The organism is Klebsiella sp. 141203 (assembly GCF_032601985.1).
GTDB classification, from domain to species: domain Bacteria; phylum Pseudomonadota; class Gammaproteobacteria; order Enterobacterales; family Enterobacteriaceae; genus Klebsiella; species Klebsiella aerogenes.
In genome coordinates this window covers 74,542-93,266 of record NZ_JAQIRL010000008.1, presented here as the reverse complement: position 1 = coordinate 93,266, position 18,725 = coordinate 74,542, and the positions used below count along the sequence as shown (strand labels likewise).

The following is an 18,725-nucleotide window of genomic DNA, read 5'->3' as shown; positions in this document are numbered from 1 at the left end:
CTTGCGGCGACAAAAAACCAGATATCCATTTTCAGAAATAAAAAACGCTTCCAGGCAGGAGCTCGATGGTGTAATTATGCTGCTTTATTTCGTTGCAGATAGAGGTTCCACAATAAAAAGCACAAAACTTAAGAAAAAGCCACGACGCAAATAATAAATTGCCGCAGCTTTTTAAAGAAATCTAACACGATTAAAGTCTACTCATGTTTCGAGTAAACTTTGTATCCATGAATAGTGATTTGTTTCTCTCTCTCCTCTCAACAGATATCGCATATCACCACTAAAAGAACTATTAGCATGAATTGCTTTTAATATTCTTGCTGCAACGCGTTTAAATGCTACTTTTTGTGTGGCATCAGTTTGTGTAGCTATAAATAATTCTTTTGCTTCTTCAATATCACTTAATAGTTTTACTGCTTCTAAATGTCGGAGTTTACACGTTGGCTCATGGTGTAAATGATAAATATCGATTGAAATGTTTGCACGTGCTTGTTGTTCCGCATCAGTGCTTGCTGCACAAGGCTTTCCATTCTCTTTTTGACATCCTAAAAGTTGCCAATCCCCAATATCACAAGGATCAAGTAAAGTAGGCATCTCATTTATTACCGAACCTGCTTGGTAAACTCGTTGAGCTTCATTTTGGAGAGGGAATCGATCTGCTTTTCCACCAACAGTTCCACCATCTACGTCCTTACGACGGGAATTACAAAATGTACAAGCATAACGGAAATTTGAAGGTTCAAATGCTAGCCATCGGTACCCATCATGAGGGTTCGTTGCATCGCTAACCCTACCTTTAGGCCGAAAATGGTCAACAGCATTATCTGAACGAGGGATAGGAAGTTCACAATACCAGCATTTATCATTGGAAAGGTTAGCGAGCCCATTTTTCAAACACCGCCAAATATCTGAATAATTGTTAGGGTCTTCCCCTTGAGATACAGCTTCTTTTGCATTTGTTGCACGAGCTAACCAGCCATCAGGCAATTGAAGAAGGGTTGAGTCTATATATCTCATTTTTTATTCCCCGGTACATCGTTTTGCTCAGAAAGTAATTCCCGGATAAGTTGCTGTCCTAATGCCTCGCGTTCTTCTGGAGCCATAACTACTGAACGGAGGGCAAGCTCCTCAGGCTCATTGGTTTCGAACTTAGCACTTAATACAATATTTCTGAGACGGAGATAGCGTGAAAATTCTTCATCTGGATGGAAAAATCGAAACCCTAAGCGTTCAAGTTTTGTATTAATATCTGACAAAACCTCCAGTTCTTCTGGGGTGAGATGCTCTTTCCCTGCATAAGCTCTCTGTCGCTCAAGAAGTAGGTGGGTTGGATTATCGAGTGTCGATGCTATACCAAACATATCGCTAGTAACTATGGCGGCGTATCCTAATCCACGAGGATCAAGTTCAGGGTGTAATGCGATAATCCCAGGTGAATCTGAACTCTTCGATAATTGTAAGATTTGCACCTGTTCTTTAACCAGTTCAGCAATTGCTAGAGGGTTATGTGTGGTCATCAAAATATGGCTATTTGCCCGTTCACTATCACCTTGTCCGGCAAAAGTACGCAAATAACTTAGGTAATCGACTGCCCACCGTGGATTTAGATGTGTATCAGGTTCGTCAAGCAAAAAAAGGCTCTCGTTTTCTGCAGTAAAACGAAGTAATCCTAATACAGTAAGTAATTGTTGTTCACCTTCACTTAACTCTCGAAATGTGACCGTTCCATCGTTTTTTTTCAAACGAACTCGAATTCTGACCTCATCAATCAATTGTGAAACGTGTGTACTTTCCATGTCCCGAAAAAACTCGGCTGGGCGCTGCAAACCAACGAGCTTACGAAGCGAACTTATATCCTTGATATATAAATATTTGAAGTTAAGTGCTTTTTCATTCCAAAATGAAACAGGAACACGTCGATTTATTTCAATCGGTGCAACTGCAATATCGTATAGACGGTCTAAAAAAGATGCGACAACGCCTTTAGCATTCCAAAAACGAGGGTCACCTTCTTTTGATTTCCATGGTGGCTCACGTAAGATAAATAAAACTGACTCAATACCCTCATCTGGATCTATGGCTAAATGGTTAGCCAAGAAATCTCTAACATCTTCTGATTGTTGTATTAAAAATGCCAATAATACAAACTGGCTATGCACAGGCATAGCATAAAATAATCGTTTAAGACCAGGATCTTCTCCTCGCCTTAATTTTTTATCAAATTCTTCTAAGTAAGGCCTAAATACTTGATATAGTCTATCGCTTTCACCTGAATAATAGGAAAATACATAACGGGGAAGTAATCCAGAATTGACATCTAAAAATTTCTTTAGTGAAATCCTTTTCCCTCTTAAGGCTGATGTTATTATCTCTTCATCATTTGAATATGATAGAGGTTCATTACCTCTTGCCTCGACATCAGTTGCTATATGAACGATGATGGAATCACGGAGCCGGTCTGGATCTGCATCAATATTAATATGAAATAGCTCAGAACCTACTAAAATACGATATTCTAGATCGAAAGCAAATGCTGGTTTTCTTATGCCCTGAATCAGATCGCGAAAGATCGTTGCAAGGGCCTCAAGGACATTAGATTTTCCTGTTCCATTCCAACCAATAACCACGGTGATCCAATGTTCTTGGTCAAAATCTATTGAAACGTTTTTTAAATTTTTAAACTGATGGGTAGGGCTATCCTTAGGACTTCCTATTATAATTTTATCGAGACGCATATCTCACACCGCCTTTAATTTAATACGGTCATAAACTTTACGGCCTTGCTCATCTTTAACTGTCTGCACTTCAAGTTTTCCAGATTTATCTAGGTCGCGCAATTCTGCATAGATTTTCTCAATTTCTTCTGTCGTGGAACCATTATCTATGCCACACCGTTGAAAAGCGCTTTTCGCTGAAAGCCAATCTTTAGCAGCCACCAATACATCTTCCAATTTTTTTTCAGAAACCATAGATTCCTCTTTATTTTTTTCTTTCTGTTTGTAACTTTGATTTCTCTTTGGTTTTTTACTCAGGTTAGACTTAACTCTCTTTAACAGCAGACTTGCAGGTTCATCAGATGGATTTTGTGACACGAGCTTTCCACAAAATGCTTTTGTTATGATAGCTTCATCAAGTTTTGGTAACATGTTTACTACAGCAGTAAATTCATTCGTTATCCGATCTAGCCAAGTCAAATTGGCTTCAATGCGCCGGATTATTTCCTCTCGCTCATCTTTTCTTGGCCAAGGCATTGAAATTTCGAGGAGGTTACGTTGACTAATATTCCGCATAGACTGCTGATTGCCAGATGCTATAGCTTCGATAGCAGCACGACCTTGTGGGGAACGTAAGAACCATAAAATCCAAGATTTATATTCATCTTTTACTTCAAGTCTTAAAACCTTATCGCTAAGATAAAGGTTTGAAGGTGAATTTTTGACTATAACTACCGCACCAACCAGCTCTTGAGTGTTTGCTCGTGAAATAAGTAAGTCGCCTTCTGCAATACGCGTTTTTTCAGGAGGTATAAAGCTGGAAGGAAGTGTTTTTGTTTCTTGAGGATCAAAACTCCCCCATGTTACTGCACTAACTTTAACTACTCCTTTTTCATCCTCACGAGGAGGGCGTTCTTCACATCGAAGATTCTTTCCAGCAACGATGTTAGTAACCAGTTTACCTAGAGTAGTATTTTTCCATTTCGATTCATTACCAACCTGCTCACGCCAAGCGATAGTTAAGCCTCCCCCAAATGCAGAAGATAGTAAATGTTGTTTATAGAGAGTTATAAATCGTGGAATATGGTTTAGCTGCTCACGAGCATATAAGGTTCGATAATTTAGTTTATCAAGTTTTCTAACAATTCTTTTTTGTTCAAGTAAAGGTGCTAATGGTATAGTAGCATCACTGACATCTTTTTCTTTTACTGCTGGATAAAGCGTTCCATCTTGGGCTTTGGATATTTCGGTAATAAAGTTATTTGACCGCACATAATTAAACAAGTAACGACTTTCAACGGCTTTATTTGGGCGGAGGACCGCAATTCCTGTCGAAGTATATTGTCCGTGAAGTTCATCCGGCACAACAGCTATATTCTTCAAATATGTCCGGACAGTTGAAAAAAGTACGTCACCAGCAGCAACGATACGCCTTGCTCTTGAGGGGGCATCTCGTCCTAAAATATGCTTAGGTGTACTGATTACTTGTATTTGATTATCAATCGAACCAATATCAATATAAACGATAGCGATGTGACGCATAGCCAGCCTGATTAAGAACATCAGCAAAAGCCAGTACCATACAGCCCGCACCGCAGGCGGGCTCGCTGAGAGTGATGAAAGGCTTTTCATCAAACATAGCCTTCACATCCCCCAGCTGCAGCTGCGCCATCATTCTGGCCACATCCCAGGGGGTGAAGAACTGGCCGCGATACTTGTCGCCCAGTTCCAGCTGCATAAACACGTTACCCAGAAAATCACAGAACCCATTCTGCAGCCCGTTAACCACATGAGCCAGCAGTTGCGCCATACGGACAACATCCGGCTTTTCATAACCACCGATTATTCGAAGATATTTAGCTTCCCGCTTTTCACTGAAACAGAGACGGTTCTCCAGCGCAATAACGCTGCAGCTGACAAAATCTTCGAATACCTTATGGCGGTGATGATATCGTGCGGTCTGATTAAAAAGTGAGATAAACGCTTTTTCATGGTCAATAAAACCGGCCATACGCATTCTCCATAAAAAAGAGGAACACGTATCCCGGGCAGGAGAACAGTGTTCCCCTGAGGGTAAAAAAGCCGCAGCCGGTGAAGGCTGCAGCGCGGTTAAATGGTCAGAAACCGGTTATCCACGGACTTCGCTGTAAACAGCCTTCTCCGGTTCAGGATGCGGCTGTTCACTACTGACCAGATACAGAGCCGGTACGGGCTGTAGCGTGCCCACCGGCAACCCCTGATGGCCATCCACATGCGCCCCGAGGTCATAACAGTCATAACCACTGAGGCCGCTGACCGGTTCGCTGTACGTATGTCGCACTTCACACTCAAAGAGAGCGGAAATACCGGCCACCACCTCACCTGACGGCGGATACCATGGAGAATCCAGCCGCAGCGTTAACCCGTTAGCGGCATGGCGGTGCAGGTTTACATTATGCCCGGCTGGCCACTCCATCCCGTAAATGCGGCTGTAGAAGCTTAACGTTGTGGATACTCCCGTCAGCAGCCCACCGGAGCCGTTAAGCTCTGTGGCCAGCCGCGTCGGAATAACCATCAGCATATCGCAGGGCTGCGACCGTTCCGGGTATTCCCGCAGACGTTCCCAGCAAACCGCAGCATCAGGCTCGTCGTTCAGGCCGGCCAGACCGAACCAGTCCGCATACTGCCTTTTCATCAGCATAGCCATGATGTCCCGTGACGCCTGAGGGATATTTTCCCACTTCAGCGCCCCCAGGCAGGACTGGTGATACAGCCGGTCAATCTGGCGTATGGTCTCCGTATCCAGCGCCACGTCTTTCTGCAGCAGTTCCAGCCACTGCTCAAACGCGAGGTTAGCAGCCGTCGCCTGCCCGACACCGTGTCGAACCAGCCCCTGAAAGGGGATATACGAGACAGTTTTCACCGGTTTCAGTATTCCCGCGCACCCGGCCAGGAACAGCTGTATACTCTGCAGTATTGCGTGGCGATAACGAGGCGTGTCTGCGCCGTTTATCCACTGCAACAGCACATCGATACAGACAGATTTACCGGTAATTTCAAAACGGTTCTGGCACCATTCAGACATAAGTTGATACTCCTTTTTTCAGTAAAAAAAGAGGGCATCGTCCCGTGAGGAACAATGCCCTCACGGGAGAGTGACGGTGGTATTACTGCCGTCACCCGGTAGATTAATTACGCCGTTTCAGCCTGATGGCTGAGTGGCGCGAGCAAATATTCCGACGCTTCCCGGGCCTGCCGGCAGGCGCTGAACAGCGCCTTTTTGTCGGACTTCAGTTTTGACAGCCAGCCGTCAACATAACTTTCATGCTGCAAGTCACCGGTTATCCCGAGATGTGCGCACAGAAAGGCACTGCCAATTTCGGCTATCAGCTCCTCGAAGGCATACACCGGGTCGCCGAATTTCTTTGACGCCTGCGTTATCCCTTCCCGGTTCAGTCGCTTCGCATGGCCACTGGCGTGCACCAGCTCGTGAAGCACCGTTGACCAGTAGTCACCCTCAGCATCAAACTGCGATGTCAGGGGCAGCACTATCTGGTCTGTGGCGGCACGGTAATACGCCCGGTTCTGCGGCCGAGGTGAAAACTGCACGCCGGTGGCATTCACCACCGACAGGACCTGCTGCAGTTGTGCCGGACTGACACCAGCGAAATCCTCCTGCGGCCGGGTGACGGTGGCAGTGCCACGCATCTGGTCGGGAAGAGCATCGCACTGTTCGGCATTGAACAGCGGAAACTGGCGCAACATCGGCACCGTTTCCATCTGCGGCTTGCCGTCAGCATCAAACAGCTTATTGCCGTTGCTGTCTTCAGCCTGCTTTGTCCAGTCGCGGTATATCACCGCAAGCGTGGCGGTTTCGCCCTTGCGGACCTGACCGCCGGCCTCCTGCGCTTGGTTGTATGTCAGCCAGCGGTCGCTGGTAAAACCACGCTCTTCAGCCGCCAGCCACAGCAGCAGAACATTCACGCCGCTGTAGCCCCGGCCGGTAAGCGCATTGACCGGCATCAGGGTGTTTATCCCCTGCTGCGCATTTCGCCACGGCCGTCGCCAGGGGGGTATACCGTTTTCCAGCGCGACAATTATCCGGTCAGTGACCAGACGATAAATATCGCCGCTGCCAGTAAGCGTCGCGGCCGTTCCTGCCTGGCGTCGTTTGCCGGAGGAGGAGGTTTTGCGTGCCGCCGGCTTTTTACAAACCGTGGCAGTGGTTTTGCGGTTATCGGTTTTCATGGAGCACTCCTTAAAACAGGCGTGCCCCTCCCCTGCGGGCGTGAGGCACGCCGCAGGCGGGTTGTCGTTAAATCAGGCGTTCAGAAGCAGTAGCGCCCCGTCAGGTGAAACACATTCTGTTCGGCGTTGCAGATTATGAGCGGCTATCAGAAACCGGTTATGATCTGCTGGCCTGGCATGACGGCACGCGACGGGATGAACATCCTGAAGCAACCGTAATGCAGTCATACGCCAGTATTTCAGCTCACTGCGACTGCTGCAGGCACCGAAATGCCCGACGGCTGTCACATGCAGTCTGTCCGTCAGATCACGGTAACCGGCCACCGGCACATAATGCCGTTCACCGCTGTAGACCACGATTTCGTTCTCTGACAGCATCAACGTCAGTTGATGGTTCTTCGTCAGCATGTCCCAGATACGTCCTTCTGTCAGAACGAGAGGTTTAGTGAAAACAGCATTGTCGACCAGCACAGGGGCCAGCGTAGCCCATCCCTGATCCCTGTCGGGATGACAGCCATCTGCAAATGTCTGGTGCCGTAACTGGTCTTCACGTCCTGGGGCCGAACGGAAACGTTCGCCATCCTGAACGGACAAAGACACGGTTACGTCACAGGTGAGTACCACAGGCCTGTCGTTAGTTAAGGACTCGGTCAAAACAGCTTTCAGGTCTTTTCCGTGAAAACGCAGCATATTCGCACTCCTGAAAGACAGGGGCCTCCGGCAGGAGGTCTCCCTGCCGGGTTGGTGTTATTCAGGCGGCGTTACAGCACCGCTGAAGAGTTAAGACGAATCAGCACTTACCAGATCGCAAACAGGAAAACACTTTCCCGCTCCATATCCAGCGTACGGATGCAGTATTCCGCCCACACGGCAATCAGTTGCAACTCGGTACAGAACATCTCTCCGTAGGTCGGATCGTTGTTGTACGACGAGAACCAGCCGTTGCGGATATCATCGCGCAGTAATGCGAGATGATTGCGGGACAGAAATATCGGTTCCTGATCCGGAACGCCTTCCGCATAGTCCGGCATATTGACGCTGACCCAGTAAAGCAGAGCGTCTAAACCACTCAACGTCACCAGATCAGCGGTACTGGAGCCTAAAATGAGTTCCAGCGAAGGGGCTTCCGGATCGGCTGAAAGACACGCCTGGGGTTCATACAATCTAAACTCCAGAGCGGCAATATCCTCCCACTGCTCGCGGGACAGATTTATTCCCGGGCTCAGGGTCAGACTGCCGGCAATAGCCTGTTCAGTCAGCCGGGCATTTTCCTGCGAAAACGATGTGGCATACTGCACCGGATCAGGGAGTTCCCAGGCTGAGAACTGGTCGTCACGGGCCCGGTTCAGGATGGCCAGCGGCAGCGCCCATGAACAGGCTCCCGCCGTGGAATGAACAATAAAATGTGCAGCACAGATATTATGAAGGGCCAGCATCACCATGCGGGTAAACAAATCTGCCGACATCTGATGCTCTGTTTCAATCTCATCCACGCTCAGGACATCCCGGGTACGCTCACGCGATATGGTAATGATACGATGCCTGTAACCTTCGCCCGTTTTACCGCTGAAGACCAGCTCGTCAGCTTTTGGACTACTGTCGGGATGGAAAAGTGAGAAAGCACCGGTTTGCTCATTGTTCCGGCGCGGATTCACCGGCCGCATGCAGCATGGCAGGCAGTGGTATATATCGATAATCGCTGAGGTAAATTTGTTCCAGGTCTCGACCGGAACGGTACTCCGCTGCTCGATGGTATAAACAACAGGGCGGCCTGCTGGTAAGAAACGTTCAGTCATGGATAAATCCTCTTTAATAGTTAACAAAAAAGGGGATTTATCCCCCGGACGGGAAATAAATCCCCGTCAGGGTGGGTCACAGACTACAACTGTTAAGCTGACATCAACTGCTCAGATATATAAGGTAATGGATGGCTGTTATGGCTGGAAGCGATAACGAAAGTGAGCAAGATGCTCGGCCTGCCGGCATGCAAGCCGGTAAGCTTTACGCCATCTGGCATTTTCAGGAACCGGGACAGCTAAACGAGAATAAACATATTCACCGCTGTGCCAGCCTCTGCGTAGCGTGAGCCATACCCGCAGCCCCTTCTCTGTCGACGCGACATGAGCGCGAACGGCAAAATTACCGGACACATTGGTAAACCACTTACTGTCATGGGGTAACCGTCTGCCCCGGATTATTCGCTGAATGACCGTTTTTAAGCGATAAGGCCAGTGAACAATGAGGGGAAGTGCTAAACCGGATGATTCGGACATCGTGTTTCTCCTGTAAAAAAACGGGAAACACCTGTCCGATCGGGAAGATATTTCCCGTCGGGGAGTCAGAAACGACATTGTTCTGACTGTCTGGTTAGTTTAAGAAACCTTCATCGTCGCGTCATAGTGCGCTTGTATTGACGATATCTGCTTCCAAAGGTGCGCAGATGTACCACATTCGATATGCTCTCCCTTTCAGGCTGGGGGAGATTTCTTTGCAGTCACCCGAAGGCGTTTCTCACAGACTGCTGAAACATTGGTGGTCGCTTAAGCGACAGGTTAGCGTTTAAATAATAAGCACACCCGCAAGGTGATTTCAAGTCACCGTCGCCTATTGTGAGCGACGGTGACAAACGTCTTCAGTCATCATACGGAGACGGTACGTCGGGTTGATTATCATTACGCACATAAACACGTCCTGTATACGAAGCACCACCCATCGTCTGCCAGCCCCACTCAGGCTTTACTGCGTCCCCTTCAACAAGGTGGTGGAGCCGATGAATATTACTTTCAACATCGCTGATCCATTTGTCAGGGTTTTCAAGCCAGAATTTTCCTTCGCGATATCGACTGATCGCATCCCGACATTCAGCTATCATATTTTGCAGCAATTTTTTGTACGCATCTGGTCTGGCAACCTGAATAATCTCATGCATATATTCACCCAAACGGCCACCACAGTATTTATTCCAGTCATCATGAAAATCCAGTGTTTGTGAATATTTTTCCTCTTCATAAACAGACTCAGCATTAAAGATGGTTTTAAGTAATTTCTCTCCATGATCCTCTGCGATGGTATCTTCTACGCCATCAATACGGGGAAGTTCAAAATGTAACAATTGCAGATATGCGCACAGGATATTCAGTTCGTGAAATGTCAACATTGTACGCACACCATAAAACTTATGCGAGCGGGAATACTCATGCTCTAACTTATAAACATTCATTCATCCAAACCCTCTTTAAAATACACTTGCTTTATATAACGTCCTCGTCCATCTCCATGACCTAAATCCATCGATACTAAAGCCTCCGCTTCATTCCGACTCATGCCATTATTGACATGAAAATTCACAGCATCTTTTGCATAGGCATAGCGCAAAGAATGCGGCGCATTCTCCCCTGTCATTCCGGCATCACGAAGAATATTACGATAGCGTTCTATTGCAGTATGCAAGGTTGGCTTATTGATAAGTTTTCCGTTACTATCGTCACAATACGTAATAGCTTTATTTAAAAGCGTCAGAACTTTTTCCCTGTCAAAAACTGTTGTCTCTCTCGGACGCCCCCCTTTTGTTCCGAATACAACCCGAACACGTTCATTTCCACTTAAAAGCGACTGCTGCCATGTTTTTAATGATTTAGCTGACTGAACAGTTTCTTCAGTTCTAAGTCCAATATAACGAGCCAGTTGAACCGCGAGGGCCACACCTTCGTCTTTACTGGAAGAATAATTAACGATCTTCCGAAGCAATTCATCAGATATTGGTTTTTTAGTGCCATCCCTGCTTGCCCCAGAAATACCAAGCGCTTTGTTACTCAACATTTCATGCTGCGGATCAGCCAGTTTATTCCTGCCGGCGACAGACATGATTGTACGCACAGCCGCCATTTCATTTTGAAGCGTGCGACTTGATATATTTTCACTCTGTCGGCTATGAATATATTTTTGAATATGTACCGTCTTTATATGCTTTACATCCCGAATTTGGATATTTAACTTTGCAAGACGTTCAGAGAACCGCTCTGCAATTCTGGAACGATCTGCTACGGTTTTAAAACTACCCTGTCCCTTACGAGCAAGTGTGACAAGCTGTTTTTCAAGTTGTTTGCTGAATCTGGACATCGCTATATCTCCATATGACATACACAGCCTTCTGCTTTTCACAAAACGGACGGATCTGTACCCCATTATTTCAACCCCGACGACACGGTTACTTTTGCGCTTCCTGCGTCTCAACTGATATCTGTGCATCGGGGCGGCGAAATGTTGAGTTCTTGCGAGGCACCTCAGGTCTCTGACCTGTTTGCTGCTGATGCAGAGCTGACATTCGTCAAGCTGCCTCCAACACTACTTCCGTAGTGTCGCCATCGATATCAAGCCGATTTTCTCCTTATTAGGTTGGGACGTTCAGACGGACACTCCGTCATACAAACGTTGATGTGAAGACGTTTTCCCGTGAATGACACGGACTACGTATGTGCCAGATGGTACGAAAACGATGAAAACCACGTTGTACGTGCGTTTAAATGGTATGCGCTGCGCGCGTCACTTGGTGTTCGCTTCGCTTGCACACAAGTGACGCCGCGCAGTTTCGTGCTCGTAATGCAACGCCGTAAGCGGCCAAATGTACCAAATGGCCTTATCCGGTCGATGCAAAAGTCGTACGAAACTCAGGACGTATCACTGAAGAAACGAAATGTTGATGCGACTTCCACAGACGATATTCGTCTGACTGGAAGTGGCCAGCCCGTTGTGCAACACCCGAACCGGTGTGCAGCTGAGCAAAGAGAAAGAAACCCTCATCGCCGCGTCATAGTGCGCTTGTATTAACGATATCTGCTTCCAAAGGTGTGCAGATGTACCACATTCAATATGCTCTCCCTTTCAGGCTACGGGAGAATTCTTTTGCAGTCACCCGAAGGCGTTCCTCACAGACTGCACGGAACATTGGTGGTCGCTTTCGCGACAGTAGCCACCCGAAGGCGCTCCTCACAGGCTACAGGAGCATTGGTGGTCGTCATTGACGACATTTACAACACTTAAAGCCTACCAATAGAGGCTGGCTTAGGTCAATATTTTCATGTCAAGATGTTTTACTTTATTTTGATCTTCATATCAGCATTCATTTTTTTAATTTCCTGATGATACCCTTCCCACTTAACACCTGGAAAAACATTAGGCTCGCCTCTCAGCCATTTTTTAAAAAGCAAAGGACTATCCAGAGCAATATATAAAGACTTACTCATCTCATGACTATCTATAAATAGGTCATTGTTATGTGCTGCAAGAGCCATATAAGAAGAAAGAATCCCAGTTGAATAAAACACCGCACCATCCTGAAGTGGTGAACCATTACTTTCAATGCAATCTTTTTCATCATTAGTAAAGAAACGTCTGCACGCTTCCGGACGGTAATTATAGATAACACACTGCCCAGAACTTTTTCCGAGAAAAACACACTCCATTCTATAGCTATCATCAATATATTCCTCAACCTTATCAGCTCGAAGTTTTAGCCTTTTTTTAATGAAAAACAACTTTGACTCACTCAAATTCTTTGTTAAATTCTCAGCTATAAAAAACACATCCGGCGTAATTAAGGAAACATGTAAAGAACAGCAACGCGAGCATCCTTTATGGCATATAGAACTTATCCCTTTTTCGTTTTTCGTTTTTAATTTTATCCGCCACCCCCTCAGAACATTTATGCCAACTCTCCATAGTTAAAATAACTTGTCTCTTGCTTTTAACTTTAAATGAATTGTAACATGATGAATAAAACCAATCATGAAAAGATTTCATTTCTTTCCCCTTTCCCAAAAACCAACATAAGCAGCTATTCCATTATTATTCACATCGCCAGTCTCTGGTTGTAACCATGAAAACAAAGATAAGAAGGAGGCTATTCTTCTTATTTTCCTCATAGATTAACGAACCTTGCCCTCTGCAACACCTTTCACTTGCGTATACAAATTACCTAAATAGGCTTCTGTTAAATGTTGTGGGTTTGAAGAAAAAAACTGAATATAGACACGACTTCCAACACCATTCTTTTCAACCTCCAGAGTAATATGATCTTTGCCGTCCCCCCAGTTTCGCCCCATTTTATAATAACTTCCTGCCGATGCCGACCATTCAGGCCTTTGTTCCTCAATCGCAGCAGCAGCCAAACGGGCCGAAGTACTTTCTCTATTTTTAATACTATTTAACTCATCTGTCGTCATAAATTTATAATAACGGCGCAAACGAGCAGCAGCAGTATCGACATCAACTGGAATAGATAAATCTTTTGATGTGGAATCCTGACTGGCTTCAACTTTAGGTGCTAACTTAGGCATGCCTGATTCATTCTGCGATGACTGATTTCCTGCTATTGACGATCCAAAATCACTGATTTTCTTATTTACCGAAGATAACTCATCCATGGAACATGCTGTTATAAACATAGAGACAATACAAACAACCAATACTTTCTTCCTGAACATGCTTTCCTCCTTAAAAATTATTTACAATCCAATTAATGTCGCTATCTCCAGCCACGCTGAGGTTGCGCACTTCTTCAACAATCCTTATGATACAAGGATGATTCGAACAAAAAAACAGCCCTCAGTCAAACAGGAGAAAACTGAGATATGAATATTTTCATGAAAAAGCTACTGGATGCGGTGCTACCTGACCCTCAACCAGACAATCACGCTGACGACAGATCTTTACTGACAAGTTTCAACGATGATGAAGCGGAAGAAACGCCGGCATTGTTTGATACACGCCCTTACTTAGATTTTGAGCAATGGCATAACGATAACAACTAACAGCGCTGCTCATACCAGCGCTGTGTTTCAGTAGTTATTTGTTCATTCCCTTACTCATTCCCGCCTGGAAACTGCTAATCCCTCCTTTCACAAGATTTCCACCATTCTGAGCTGCCTGATGTGAACTGCCAGTCCCTTCTTTAGATGCATTACTGATAGCTACACCAATATTTACACCCGCCCAGGACAATGCACCGATCCATACGGTTGGCAGCACGATAAACATCGTCCCCATAACCAGATTCATAATCAGATCATCCGATGTATTCTGGAATCCCATCATATTAAAGCGTGAGTGGGTATCAGAACTGTATAGCGCCGTCAGCAACCAGCTGTCGAGCCAGCGGGCCAGTTCCCACCAGAACGTCAGGAAGTTCACGGCAAAAATGACAAACGTCAGGGTGATCACCGTCTTGAACTCATAGGCCGCAAAGGCCAAGATTAATGGCACCATAATATAAATGGCCATCAGCATAACGGCCTGCACCATCGGCAATGCCTGACGCATCGCGTCCAGAGCCGGGAACGCGCCCAGTGAGGCCACCGAAGCGCCTGCCGTTCCGGTGATGCGGGAAATCGCATTCATTGCCGTCATATCCGCATTACCACCATAGCCGTTATATACTTCACCACCATGCGATACCGTCAGGTTCGCCGGGCTGACGAGCCGGCGTATTACCTCCTCCTGATAATCAGTCTGGCTGCTGCCAATCATCTTCATCGCCGCAGATAACCGCAGCCAGTAGCTGTCATCAACCTGCTTCATCACCCTGGCCTTCAGGCCGGTATCTGCTGCCGACCACCACTCAGAACAGTAAGGATATCCACCATTACCGGTATTCGGCCGACCACTGTCACGGGCATCACTCCAGGAGAACATCCCGCGCGGCAATTTCGACTGCAGGGTGGTGTAGTCTCCTTTAAGAAAGGTACTGCTGCCTATCCAACTGAGGTCTGACAAAGCCGCCTTATCTGTTGTCTGCCCCTGATCGCGCCGTTTCCACTGGTAAAGCGCAAGCGAGTAGCAATCGTTGGTAAAATCCTGCAACTCATCAGCCAGCGCACGGTTCTCAATGAACGTCCGCTGCACCTCAAACCGCAGTTGCCGCAGATCCGGCCGGCAGGGAATGCTGGCCACCGCTGCCTGAGTCACACCTTTGGATAACTTATGGACCAACACCCACCAGACCGGCGCAGCCGCGCTTTCGCCGTCCATACTGGAGATAATGTTATTGTAACCACTTTCATCAGGCGCTTTTGGTGTCCAGGTTCCACACGTTTTCGCCCGGGTTTTATCAAACTCCAACGTAGTCAGGCTCACCTGAATCAGCGGAACGCAACAGGCAATCATCACGAAGAACGCACCATAAAGCGCATTCTCGATACGGGGTAGCGACAGCATACCCTTGTTACCTTCATCTTCCCCTTCTTCGCGAACCTTCAGCCAGATACCCACGACCTTAAAAGCCATTGGCAGCGCAAACAGTCCGGTACTGACAAGGACGTCCCAGAGGCCATTATTGACCAGCCAGCCCAGCAGGGTCAGGAAATACTCCAGATAGCTGTTCGTTGTCATAGTGAATCAGCCTCCCACGCCGGAAAAAATGGAGTACTCGCAGACCAGAAAGAATAATGTGCTGGCGCCGGCGATGCGCAGCAGTGGACGACGATATTCCTGCCGAAAGCCCGGTGCATGCCAGATTTTCCACAGTCCCCACCCGACGGCGCAGTAGATAACCAGCCGCCACGCCAGCCAGCCGTAGCGCGTTGCGTGCATCCATCGCTTCAGGGATGCCACGCTCTCCGGATGACGCATTCTCGTATCGGCCAGCCAGAATCCCAGGACCATTATCAATGCCAGAACCAGCAGATAAAGCGTCCCAACTTTTAACCCTTTTCCTGTTTTACGCAGCAGGTCGCGGTGACTGTTTTTCATAATCACAATTTCCTTACTCTGCATCAGGAGTATCAAGTTTCTGGAACCGGCTGTCGGCATTGTCCGTCTGCTGAATCATTGGGTTTGTGCCGACTCGTTCGTTGTCCCGCTCGATGATGGTCAGTACAGAGTTCCGCGCCAGTTCTCGCTTCAGGTCCATTTCATTCTTCAATGCCATGATTTCGCGATCGAGTGCATCAATCCGGCGAACACCATCTTCCAGTGCAATAGGTTGATCCTGAGCATTTGGCTCACTCATACCTGTTGTCAGCATCCGGCGCATCAACAAAGCGGTTTCGACCGTATCAGACATGGCAAGCTCACTGGCGAGACGAACTGTCAGTGCGGTATTATCCGGGTCACGTTGCAGTGCCTTAATAACATTGGCCGTTACCGGCAAACCACCCGTTTTCAGCTTCGCCAGTTCATTTGCCGTGGGTTTTACGGCACCATTAACCAGTTTCACCAGTTGCTCTGTATTGTTCTTTGTGGCTTCTTCCAGCATCGGGGCAAATCCTGTACCAGCAACGGACAGACCGGGCTGATCATCGGTATCTCCACTGGTGCATTGCGACGCATTGCTGCAGGTGCGCATTGAGCGATCACCAAGAACTCTCACCACGGCTTGTGCAGCTTCTTCAGCATTACTGAACTTACTGCAGGCACCACCGTTACAACTGGTGCTACTCACGGTTTCTGAACTTAGTACGTTGAGGCTGTTCATCATGTTGTAACCAGCAGATGCCAAATCATAGGTCGGCCGGATCGCCTTCTGCCCTTTTCCTCCTCTTATCTGACCACCAATCCATTTTTTGCCAGCGGTTCCATCTGCATCCTGATATTTTTGGTCTGCACGTATTGCGTCCGTTTCCCCACTATTGACGAGCGATTTATATTCTTCAGCTATAGCTGCCTGGCTCCACTTGCTGGTATCACTGAAATCCATCATTTTCTTCGCCATGTTCTGGCAGTTCAGTTGTGCTTTGTCGAACGAGACATTCGCCTGCAGTACACCGTTGGTCAGCATGTCATACAGTCCCGGGTTGGCCCGCTGAATAAGCATTGCTGGCAGGCTGGCCACCGCGCCAGTTGCCCCCTGAATAACGTCACCCATCAGGTTTTTAAAACCATCGGTTACGCCGTTTAACTGGTTGCCAATTGTGGTTTTGAGGTCAAAGTTGCCGCACATCAGGTCACTGCTCCACCCCACATCCAGACCCATTTTTTTCATATTGCTGCGCGTCGCCGGCTGCGATATCACCGACCCACCGCCCAAGGTATAAAACAATTTATCGGATACCGCGCCGTCAACGGATTTGCCGTAGCCAAAAGCGCTGTCATTAACCTGCGGTAGCGAAATTTCAGCCCGGACAGGCAATAGGGTACCCACAGTTCCGGCAAGCAGTAGCACTGCGCCGGTTGCTGATTTAAATGTATCGATGTTCATGTTTTACCTCGTCAAAAATCCGTGCTGCTCAGGAATCTCTGCCCCATACGCTTGCAGCAGCTGTAGGGCTGCCACAGCGCAAAGGCCTCGTTATTATCAGTAGCCGCGCTGTGGCTCCCGTCCGGAAATACCGCGCAGCTTTGAGTCATCTGAGGCGCCAGACGCTGCCACTTATGGTTCTTAGTGCCGGTGTTTTCCGTGACTTCTCCCGGTGGCCAGTACCCGTCGCGGCGGGTCCCTTTTAGCACCTGATAAACGTGCGGCTGGCCTGTCCGGGTGATAATGTCCGCCACACGCTGCGCCACCACCGCCGACGCTTTGTCATCATCGGTCTGGCTGACAAACCCGGAGCGCGGGTAGACGTTGCCCCACATGTTGCCGGATGCCTGGCTACCGATTTCCCGTCGACCGGGGATCAGTGCCTCGGGATAAAGCGATTCCGGAACACCCGTTCGCCAGGCAATCGAGTCCAGCGTGCTGAGGAAATACGGCATCAGGGGAGCGGCGGCGCTGTCGCAGGAATACCCGGCGATACTGCCCCCGATAAGAGACGTGGCCGGATGCCCAATGGCATCGGCGTATTTGAAGCGAATATTAGATTTACGCTGCCCCGGGTTCTTCATATCTGCGGGGTTGGCGCCACCGGCTGTCACCCCTGACAAAGCGCCAGTAACGACATTTTCCAGCCCGCCCGCCGTCTGGCTGACAAAAGCCATCTCTGTCCAGGGATTTCCACCGGGCGCAACGTAGGTCGAAACCACCGCTTCCGGGATAAAATGGGTGACCTTTACAGAGGTTTTTACGGTGCAGCCGAATGCAGTACAGAACAGCCAGTAACAGATACCGCTTACCCGCCAGCTAATGCAGTCCTGCGTCACTGCGCTGGCCACTATCTGCGCCGTATTCAGCGCAGCAAACGCTGCAGGTATTGACGCTGTGGCCAGAACGGTGGCGACAGCGGCAGAGCAGAACGTTTTTCTGAGTCGGGAAGGAGGCTGATTCACTGACCACCTCCTGCCTGCAGCCGTAGTGCCTGAGCCCGCGCTACATCAGTTGTGCCATAAACCACATCCCGGTCGTCAAAAACGACAGCGGGCACCTTGCGAATACCGAGTTCCCGGGCATGCACTACCTGGCGATATGCCGTGACCAGTTGCTGCTGCTTTTGTTGCCACTGAGGGGAGGACATCACCTGCCTGGCCTGCATTGCTGCCAGCTCCGGGTCAGCCGGAAGCTGGCCAAACACTTTCACCTGCAGGCGTTCAGGTTCATCCAGCAACACAACCACGACATCCGGGGAAAGATTTTCAGGCAAGTGCTGGCTGTCGGTATATACTACCGTGCTGGCCAGAACGGATACCGGCAACAATGCCGGCAGAAGGATAAAATCACGTAATTTCATTAGGGAGGCTCCGTCAGACTGAATCGCCTGACAGCGTGCTCGCCAGCAATGAGAAAAGCTGCGAAAAACTAAAAATGCAACGCCAGAAATTAACGACAGGAATCGCAGCCGCCATACAGCGGCTGACAAATAAAAGACGTGATATGTTAAAGGCCGGAGAGTGGTCCCCCCGGCCTTAGCTACGTTTCCA

Annotated in this window: 18 protein-coding genes and 1 pseudogene; 1 reads left to right on the top strand and 18 read right to left on the bottom strand. The window is 48.1% G+C overall.

What is annotated here, in order from left to right:
- Positions 1–201: 201 nt before the first annotated feature.
- The 13 genes and pseudogenes from PGR29_RS23160 to PGR29_RS23100 all read right to left on the bottom strand — a co-directional run bounded on the left by PGR29_RS23160 (position 202) and on the right by PGR29_RS23100 (position 13,423).
- A complete protein-coding gene (locus tag PGR29_RS23160) occupies positions 202–1,017 on the bottom strand; it encodes an HNH endonuclease (protein WP_316425417.1) in 816 nt (271 codons plus the stop codon).
- Positions 1,014–2,735 carry an AAA family ATPase gene (locus PGR29_RS23155; RefSeq protein WP_316425416.1) on the bottom strand — a complete coding sequence of 574 codons (1,722 nt, stop codon included), beginning with the start codon at positions 2,733–2,735 and terminating at the stop codon, positions 1,014–1,016. Before PGR29_RS23155 ends, PGR29_RS23160 begins: the two co-directional genes overlap by 4 nt.
- 3 nt (positions 2,736–2,738) lie before the next feature.
- Positions 2,739–4,256 carry a restriction endonuclease subunit S gene (locus PGR29_RS23150; RefSeq protein WP_316425414.1) on the bottom strand — a complete coding sequence of 506 codons (1,518 nt, stop codon included), beginning with the start codon at positions 4,254–4,256 and terminating at the stop codon, positions 2,739–2,741.
- Positions 4,243–4,725 (bottom strand): annotated as a pseudogene (locus PGR29_RS23145) (N-6 DNA methylase); the annotation flags it as partial. The gene PGR29_RS23150 and the pseudogene PGR29_RS23145, both read right to left, overlap by 14 nt.
- Before the next feature lie 117 nt (positions 4,726–4,842).
- A complete protein-coding gene (locus PGR29_RS23140) occupies positions 4,843–5,778 on the bottom strand; it encodes a DUF1281 domain-containing protein (protein WP_316425413.1) in 936 nt (311 codons plus the stop codon).
- A gap of 107 nt (positions 5,779–5,885) precedes the next feature.
- Positions 5,886–6,941: an ArdC family protein gene (locus tag PGR29_RS23135; RefSeq protein WP_316425412.1), complete on the bottom strand. Its 1,056-nt coding sequence runs from the start codon at positions 6,939–6,941 to the stop codon at positions 5,886–5,888.
- Between the two features lie 72 nt (positions 6,942–7,013).
- Positions 7,014–7,631 carry a hypothetical protein gene (locus tag PGR29_RS23130; RefSeq protein WP_316425411.1) on the bottom strand — a complete coding sequence of 206 codons (618 nt, stop codon included), beginning with the start codon at positions 7,629–7,631 and terminating at the stop codon, positions 7,014–7,016.
- 107 nt (positions 7,632–7,738) lie between these two features.
- Positions 7,739–8,737 (bottom strand): hypothetical protein, encoded by a 999-nt coding sequence (locus tag PGR29_RS23125; RefSeq protein WP_316425410.1) that lies wholly within the window; start codon positions 8,735–8,737, stop codon positions 7,739–7,741.
- A gap of 138 nt (positions 8,738–8,875) precedes the next feature.
- Positions 8,876–9,214: a hypothetical protein gene (locus PGR29_RS23120; protein ID WP_071828609.1), complete on the bottom strand. Its 339-nt coding sequence runs from the start codon at positions 9,212–9,214 to the stop codon at positions 8,876–8,878.
- Between the two features lie 359 nt (positions 9,215–9,573).
- Positions 9,574–10,161, bottom strand: a complete 588-nt coding sequence (locus tag PGR29_RS23115; protein ID WP_316425409.1) for a hypothetical protein — start codon at positions 10,159–10,161, stop codon at positions 9,574–9,576.
- Positions 10,158–11,060, bottom strand: coding sequence for an integrase domain-containing protein (locus tag PGR29_RS23110; RefSeq protein ID WP_316425408.1), 903 nt, complete (start codon positions 11,058–11,060; stop codon positions 10,158–10,160). The genes PGR29_RS23115 and PGR29_RS23110 overlap by 4 nt, the downstream gene beginning before the upstream one ends.
- Positions 11,061–12,031: 971 nt before the next feature.
- Positions 12,032–12,523, bottom strand: coding sequence for a YkgJ family cysteine cluster protein (locus PGR29_RS23105; protein WP_316425407.1), 492 nt, complete (start codon positions 12,521–12,523; stop codon positions 12,032–12,034).
- A gap of 342 nt (positions 12,524–12,865) precedes the next feature.
- A complete protein-coding gene (locus tag PGR29_RS23100) occupies positions 12,866–13,423 on the bottom strand; it encodes a hypothetical protein (RefSeq protein WP_316425406.1) in 558 nt (185 codons plus the stop codon).
- A 147-nt stretch (positions 13,424–13,570) separates the two neighbouring features.
- On the opposite strand from PGR29_RS23100, the gene PGR29_RS23095 reads away from it, so the two are divergent.
- Positions 13,571–13,750, top strand: coding sequence for a hypothetical protein (locus PGR29_RS23095; RefSeq protein WP_316425405.1), 180 nt, complete (start codon positions 13,571–13,573; stop codon positions 13,748–13,750).
- 34 nt (positions 13,751–13,784) lie between these two features.
- Here the strand turns inward: PGR29_RS23095 and PGR29_RS23090 are convergent, their stop codons facing one another.
- Genes PGR29_RS23090 through PGR29_RS23070 form a run of 5 tightly spaced genes read right to left on the bottom strand, consistent with a single transcriptional unit; the run spans position 13,785 to position 18,535 of the window.
- Entirely contained in the window at positions 13,785–15,326 is a 1,542-nt protein-coding gene (locus PGR29_RS23090) for a conjugal transfer protein TraG N-terminal domain-containing protein (protein ID WP_097582736.1), read from the bottom strand.
- A gap of 6 nt (positions 15,327–15,332) precedes the next feature.
- Complete coding sequence (locus tag PGR29_RS23085) at positions 15,333–15,686, bottom strand: hypothetical protein (protein ID WP_316425404.1); 354 nt, start codon at positions 15,684–15,686, stop codon at positions 15,333–15,335.
- A 13-nt stretch (positions 15,687–15,699) separates the two neighbouring features.
- Positions 15,700–17,133 carry an integrating conjugative element protein gene (locus tag PGR29_RS23080; protein WP_016190724.1) on the bottom strand — a complete coding sequence of 478 codons (1,434 nt, stop codon included), beginning with the start codon at positions 17,131–17,133 and terminating at the stop codon, positions 15,700–15,702.
- A gap of 11 nt (positions 17,134–17,144) precedes the next feature.
- Positions 17,145–18,137, bottom strand: a complete 993-nt coding sequence (locus PGR29_RS23075; protein ID WP_316425401.1) for a TIGR03756 family integrating conjugative element protein — start codon at positions 18,135–18,137, stop codon at positions 17,145–17,147.
- The gene (locus PGR29_RS23070) at positions 18,134–18,535 is read right to left on the bottom strand and encodes a TIGR03757 family integrating conjugative element protein (protein ID WP_316425400.1); all 402 of its coding nucleotides are present in this window, start codon (positions 18,533–18,535) and stop codon (positions 18,134–18,136) included. Before PGR29_RS23070 ends, PGR29_RS23075 begins: the two co-directional genes overlap by 4 nt.
- Positions 18,536–18,725 lie beyond the last annotated feature (190 nt).

Excerpts from the sequence above, each read along its gene's own strand:
- PGR29_RS23120 (WP_071828609.1), bottom strand. The coding sequence starts at position 9,214 with ATGTCCGAATCATCCGGTTTAGCACTTCCCCTCATTGTTCACTGGCCT.
- PGR29_RS23090 (WP_097582736.1), bottom strand. The coding sequence starts at position 15,326 with ATGACAACGAACAGCTATCTGGAGTATTTCCTGACCCTGCTGGGCTGG.
- PGR29_RS23160 (WP_316425417.1), bottom strand. The coding sequence starts at position 1,017 with ATGAGATATATAGACTCAACCCTTCTTCAATTGCCTGATGGCTGGTTA.
- PGR29_RS23110 (WP_316425408.1), bottom strand. The coding sequence starts at position 11,060 with ATGTCCAGATTCAGCAAACAACTTGAAAAACAGCTTGTCACACTTGCT.
- PGR29_RS23140 (WP_316425413.1), bottom strand. The coding sequence starts at position 5,778 with ATGTCTGAATGGTGCCAGAACCGTTTTGAAATTACCGGTAAATCTGTC.
- PGR29_RS23135 (WP_316425412.1), bottom strand. The coding sequence starts at position 6,941 with ATGAAAACCGATAACCGCAAAACCACTGCCACGGTTTGTAAAAAGCCG.
- PGR29_RS23095 (WP_316425405.1), top strand. The coding sequence starts at position 13,571 with ATGAATATTTTCATGAAAAAGCTACTGGATGCGGTGCTACCTGACCCT.
- PGR29_RS23125 (WP_316425410.1), bottom strand. The coding sequence starts at position 8,737 with ATGACTGAACGTTTCTTACCAGCAGGCCGCCCTGTTGTTTATACCATC.
- PGR29_RS23130 (WP_316425411.1), bottom strand. The coding sequence starts at position 7,631 with ATGCTGCGTTTTCACGGAAAAGACCTGAAAGCTGTTTTGACCGAGTCC.
- PGR29_RS23080 (WP_016190724.1), bottom strand. The coding sequence starts at position 17,133 with ATGAACATCGATACATTTAAATCAGCAACCGGCGCAGTGCTACTGCTT.
- PGR29_RS23150 (WP_316425414.1), bottom strand. The coding sequence starts at position 4,256 with ATGCGTCACATCGCTATCGTTTATATTGATATTGGTTCGATTGATAAT.
- PGR29_RS23085 (WP_316425404.1), bottom strand. The coding sequence starts at position 15,686 with ATGAAAAACAGTCACCGCGACCTGCTGCGTAAAACAGGAAAAGGGTTA.
- PGR29_RS23070 (WP_316425400.1), bottom strand. The coding sequence starts at position 18,535 with ATGAAATTACGTGATTTTATCCTTCTGCCGGCATTGTTGCCGGTATCC.
- PGR29_RS23115 (WP_316425409.1), bottom strand. The coding sequence starts at position 10,161 with ATGAATGTTTATAAGTTAGAGCATGAGTATTCCCGCTCGCATAAGTTT.
- PGR29_RS23155 (WP_316425416.1), bottom strand. The coding sequence starts at position 2,735 with ATGCGTCTCGATAAAATTATAATAGGAAGTCCTAAGGATAGCCCTACC.
- PGR29_RS23100 (WP_316425406.1), bottom strand. The coding sequence starts at position 13,423 with ATGTTCAGGAAGAAAGTATTGGTTGTTTGTATTGTCTCTATGTTTATA.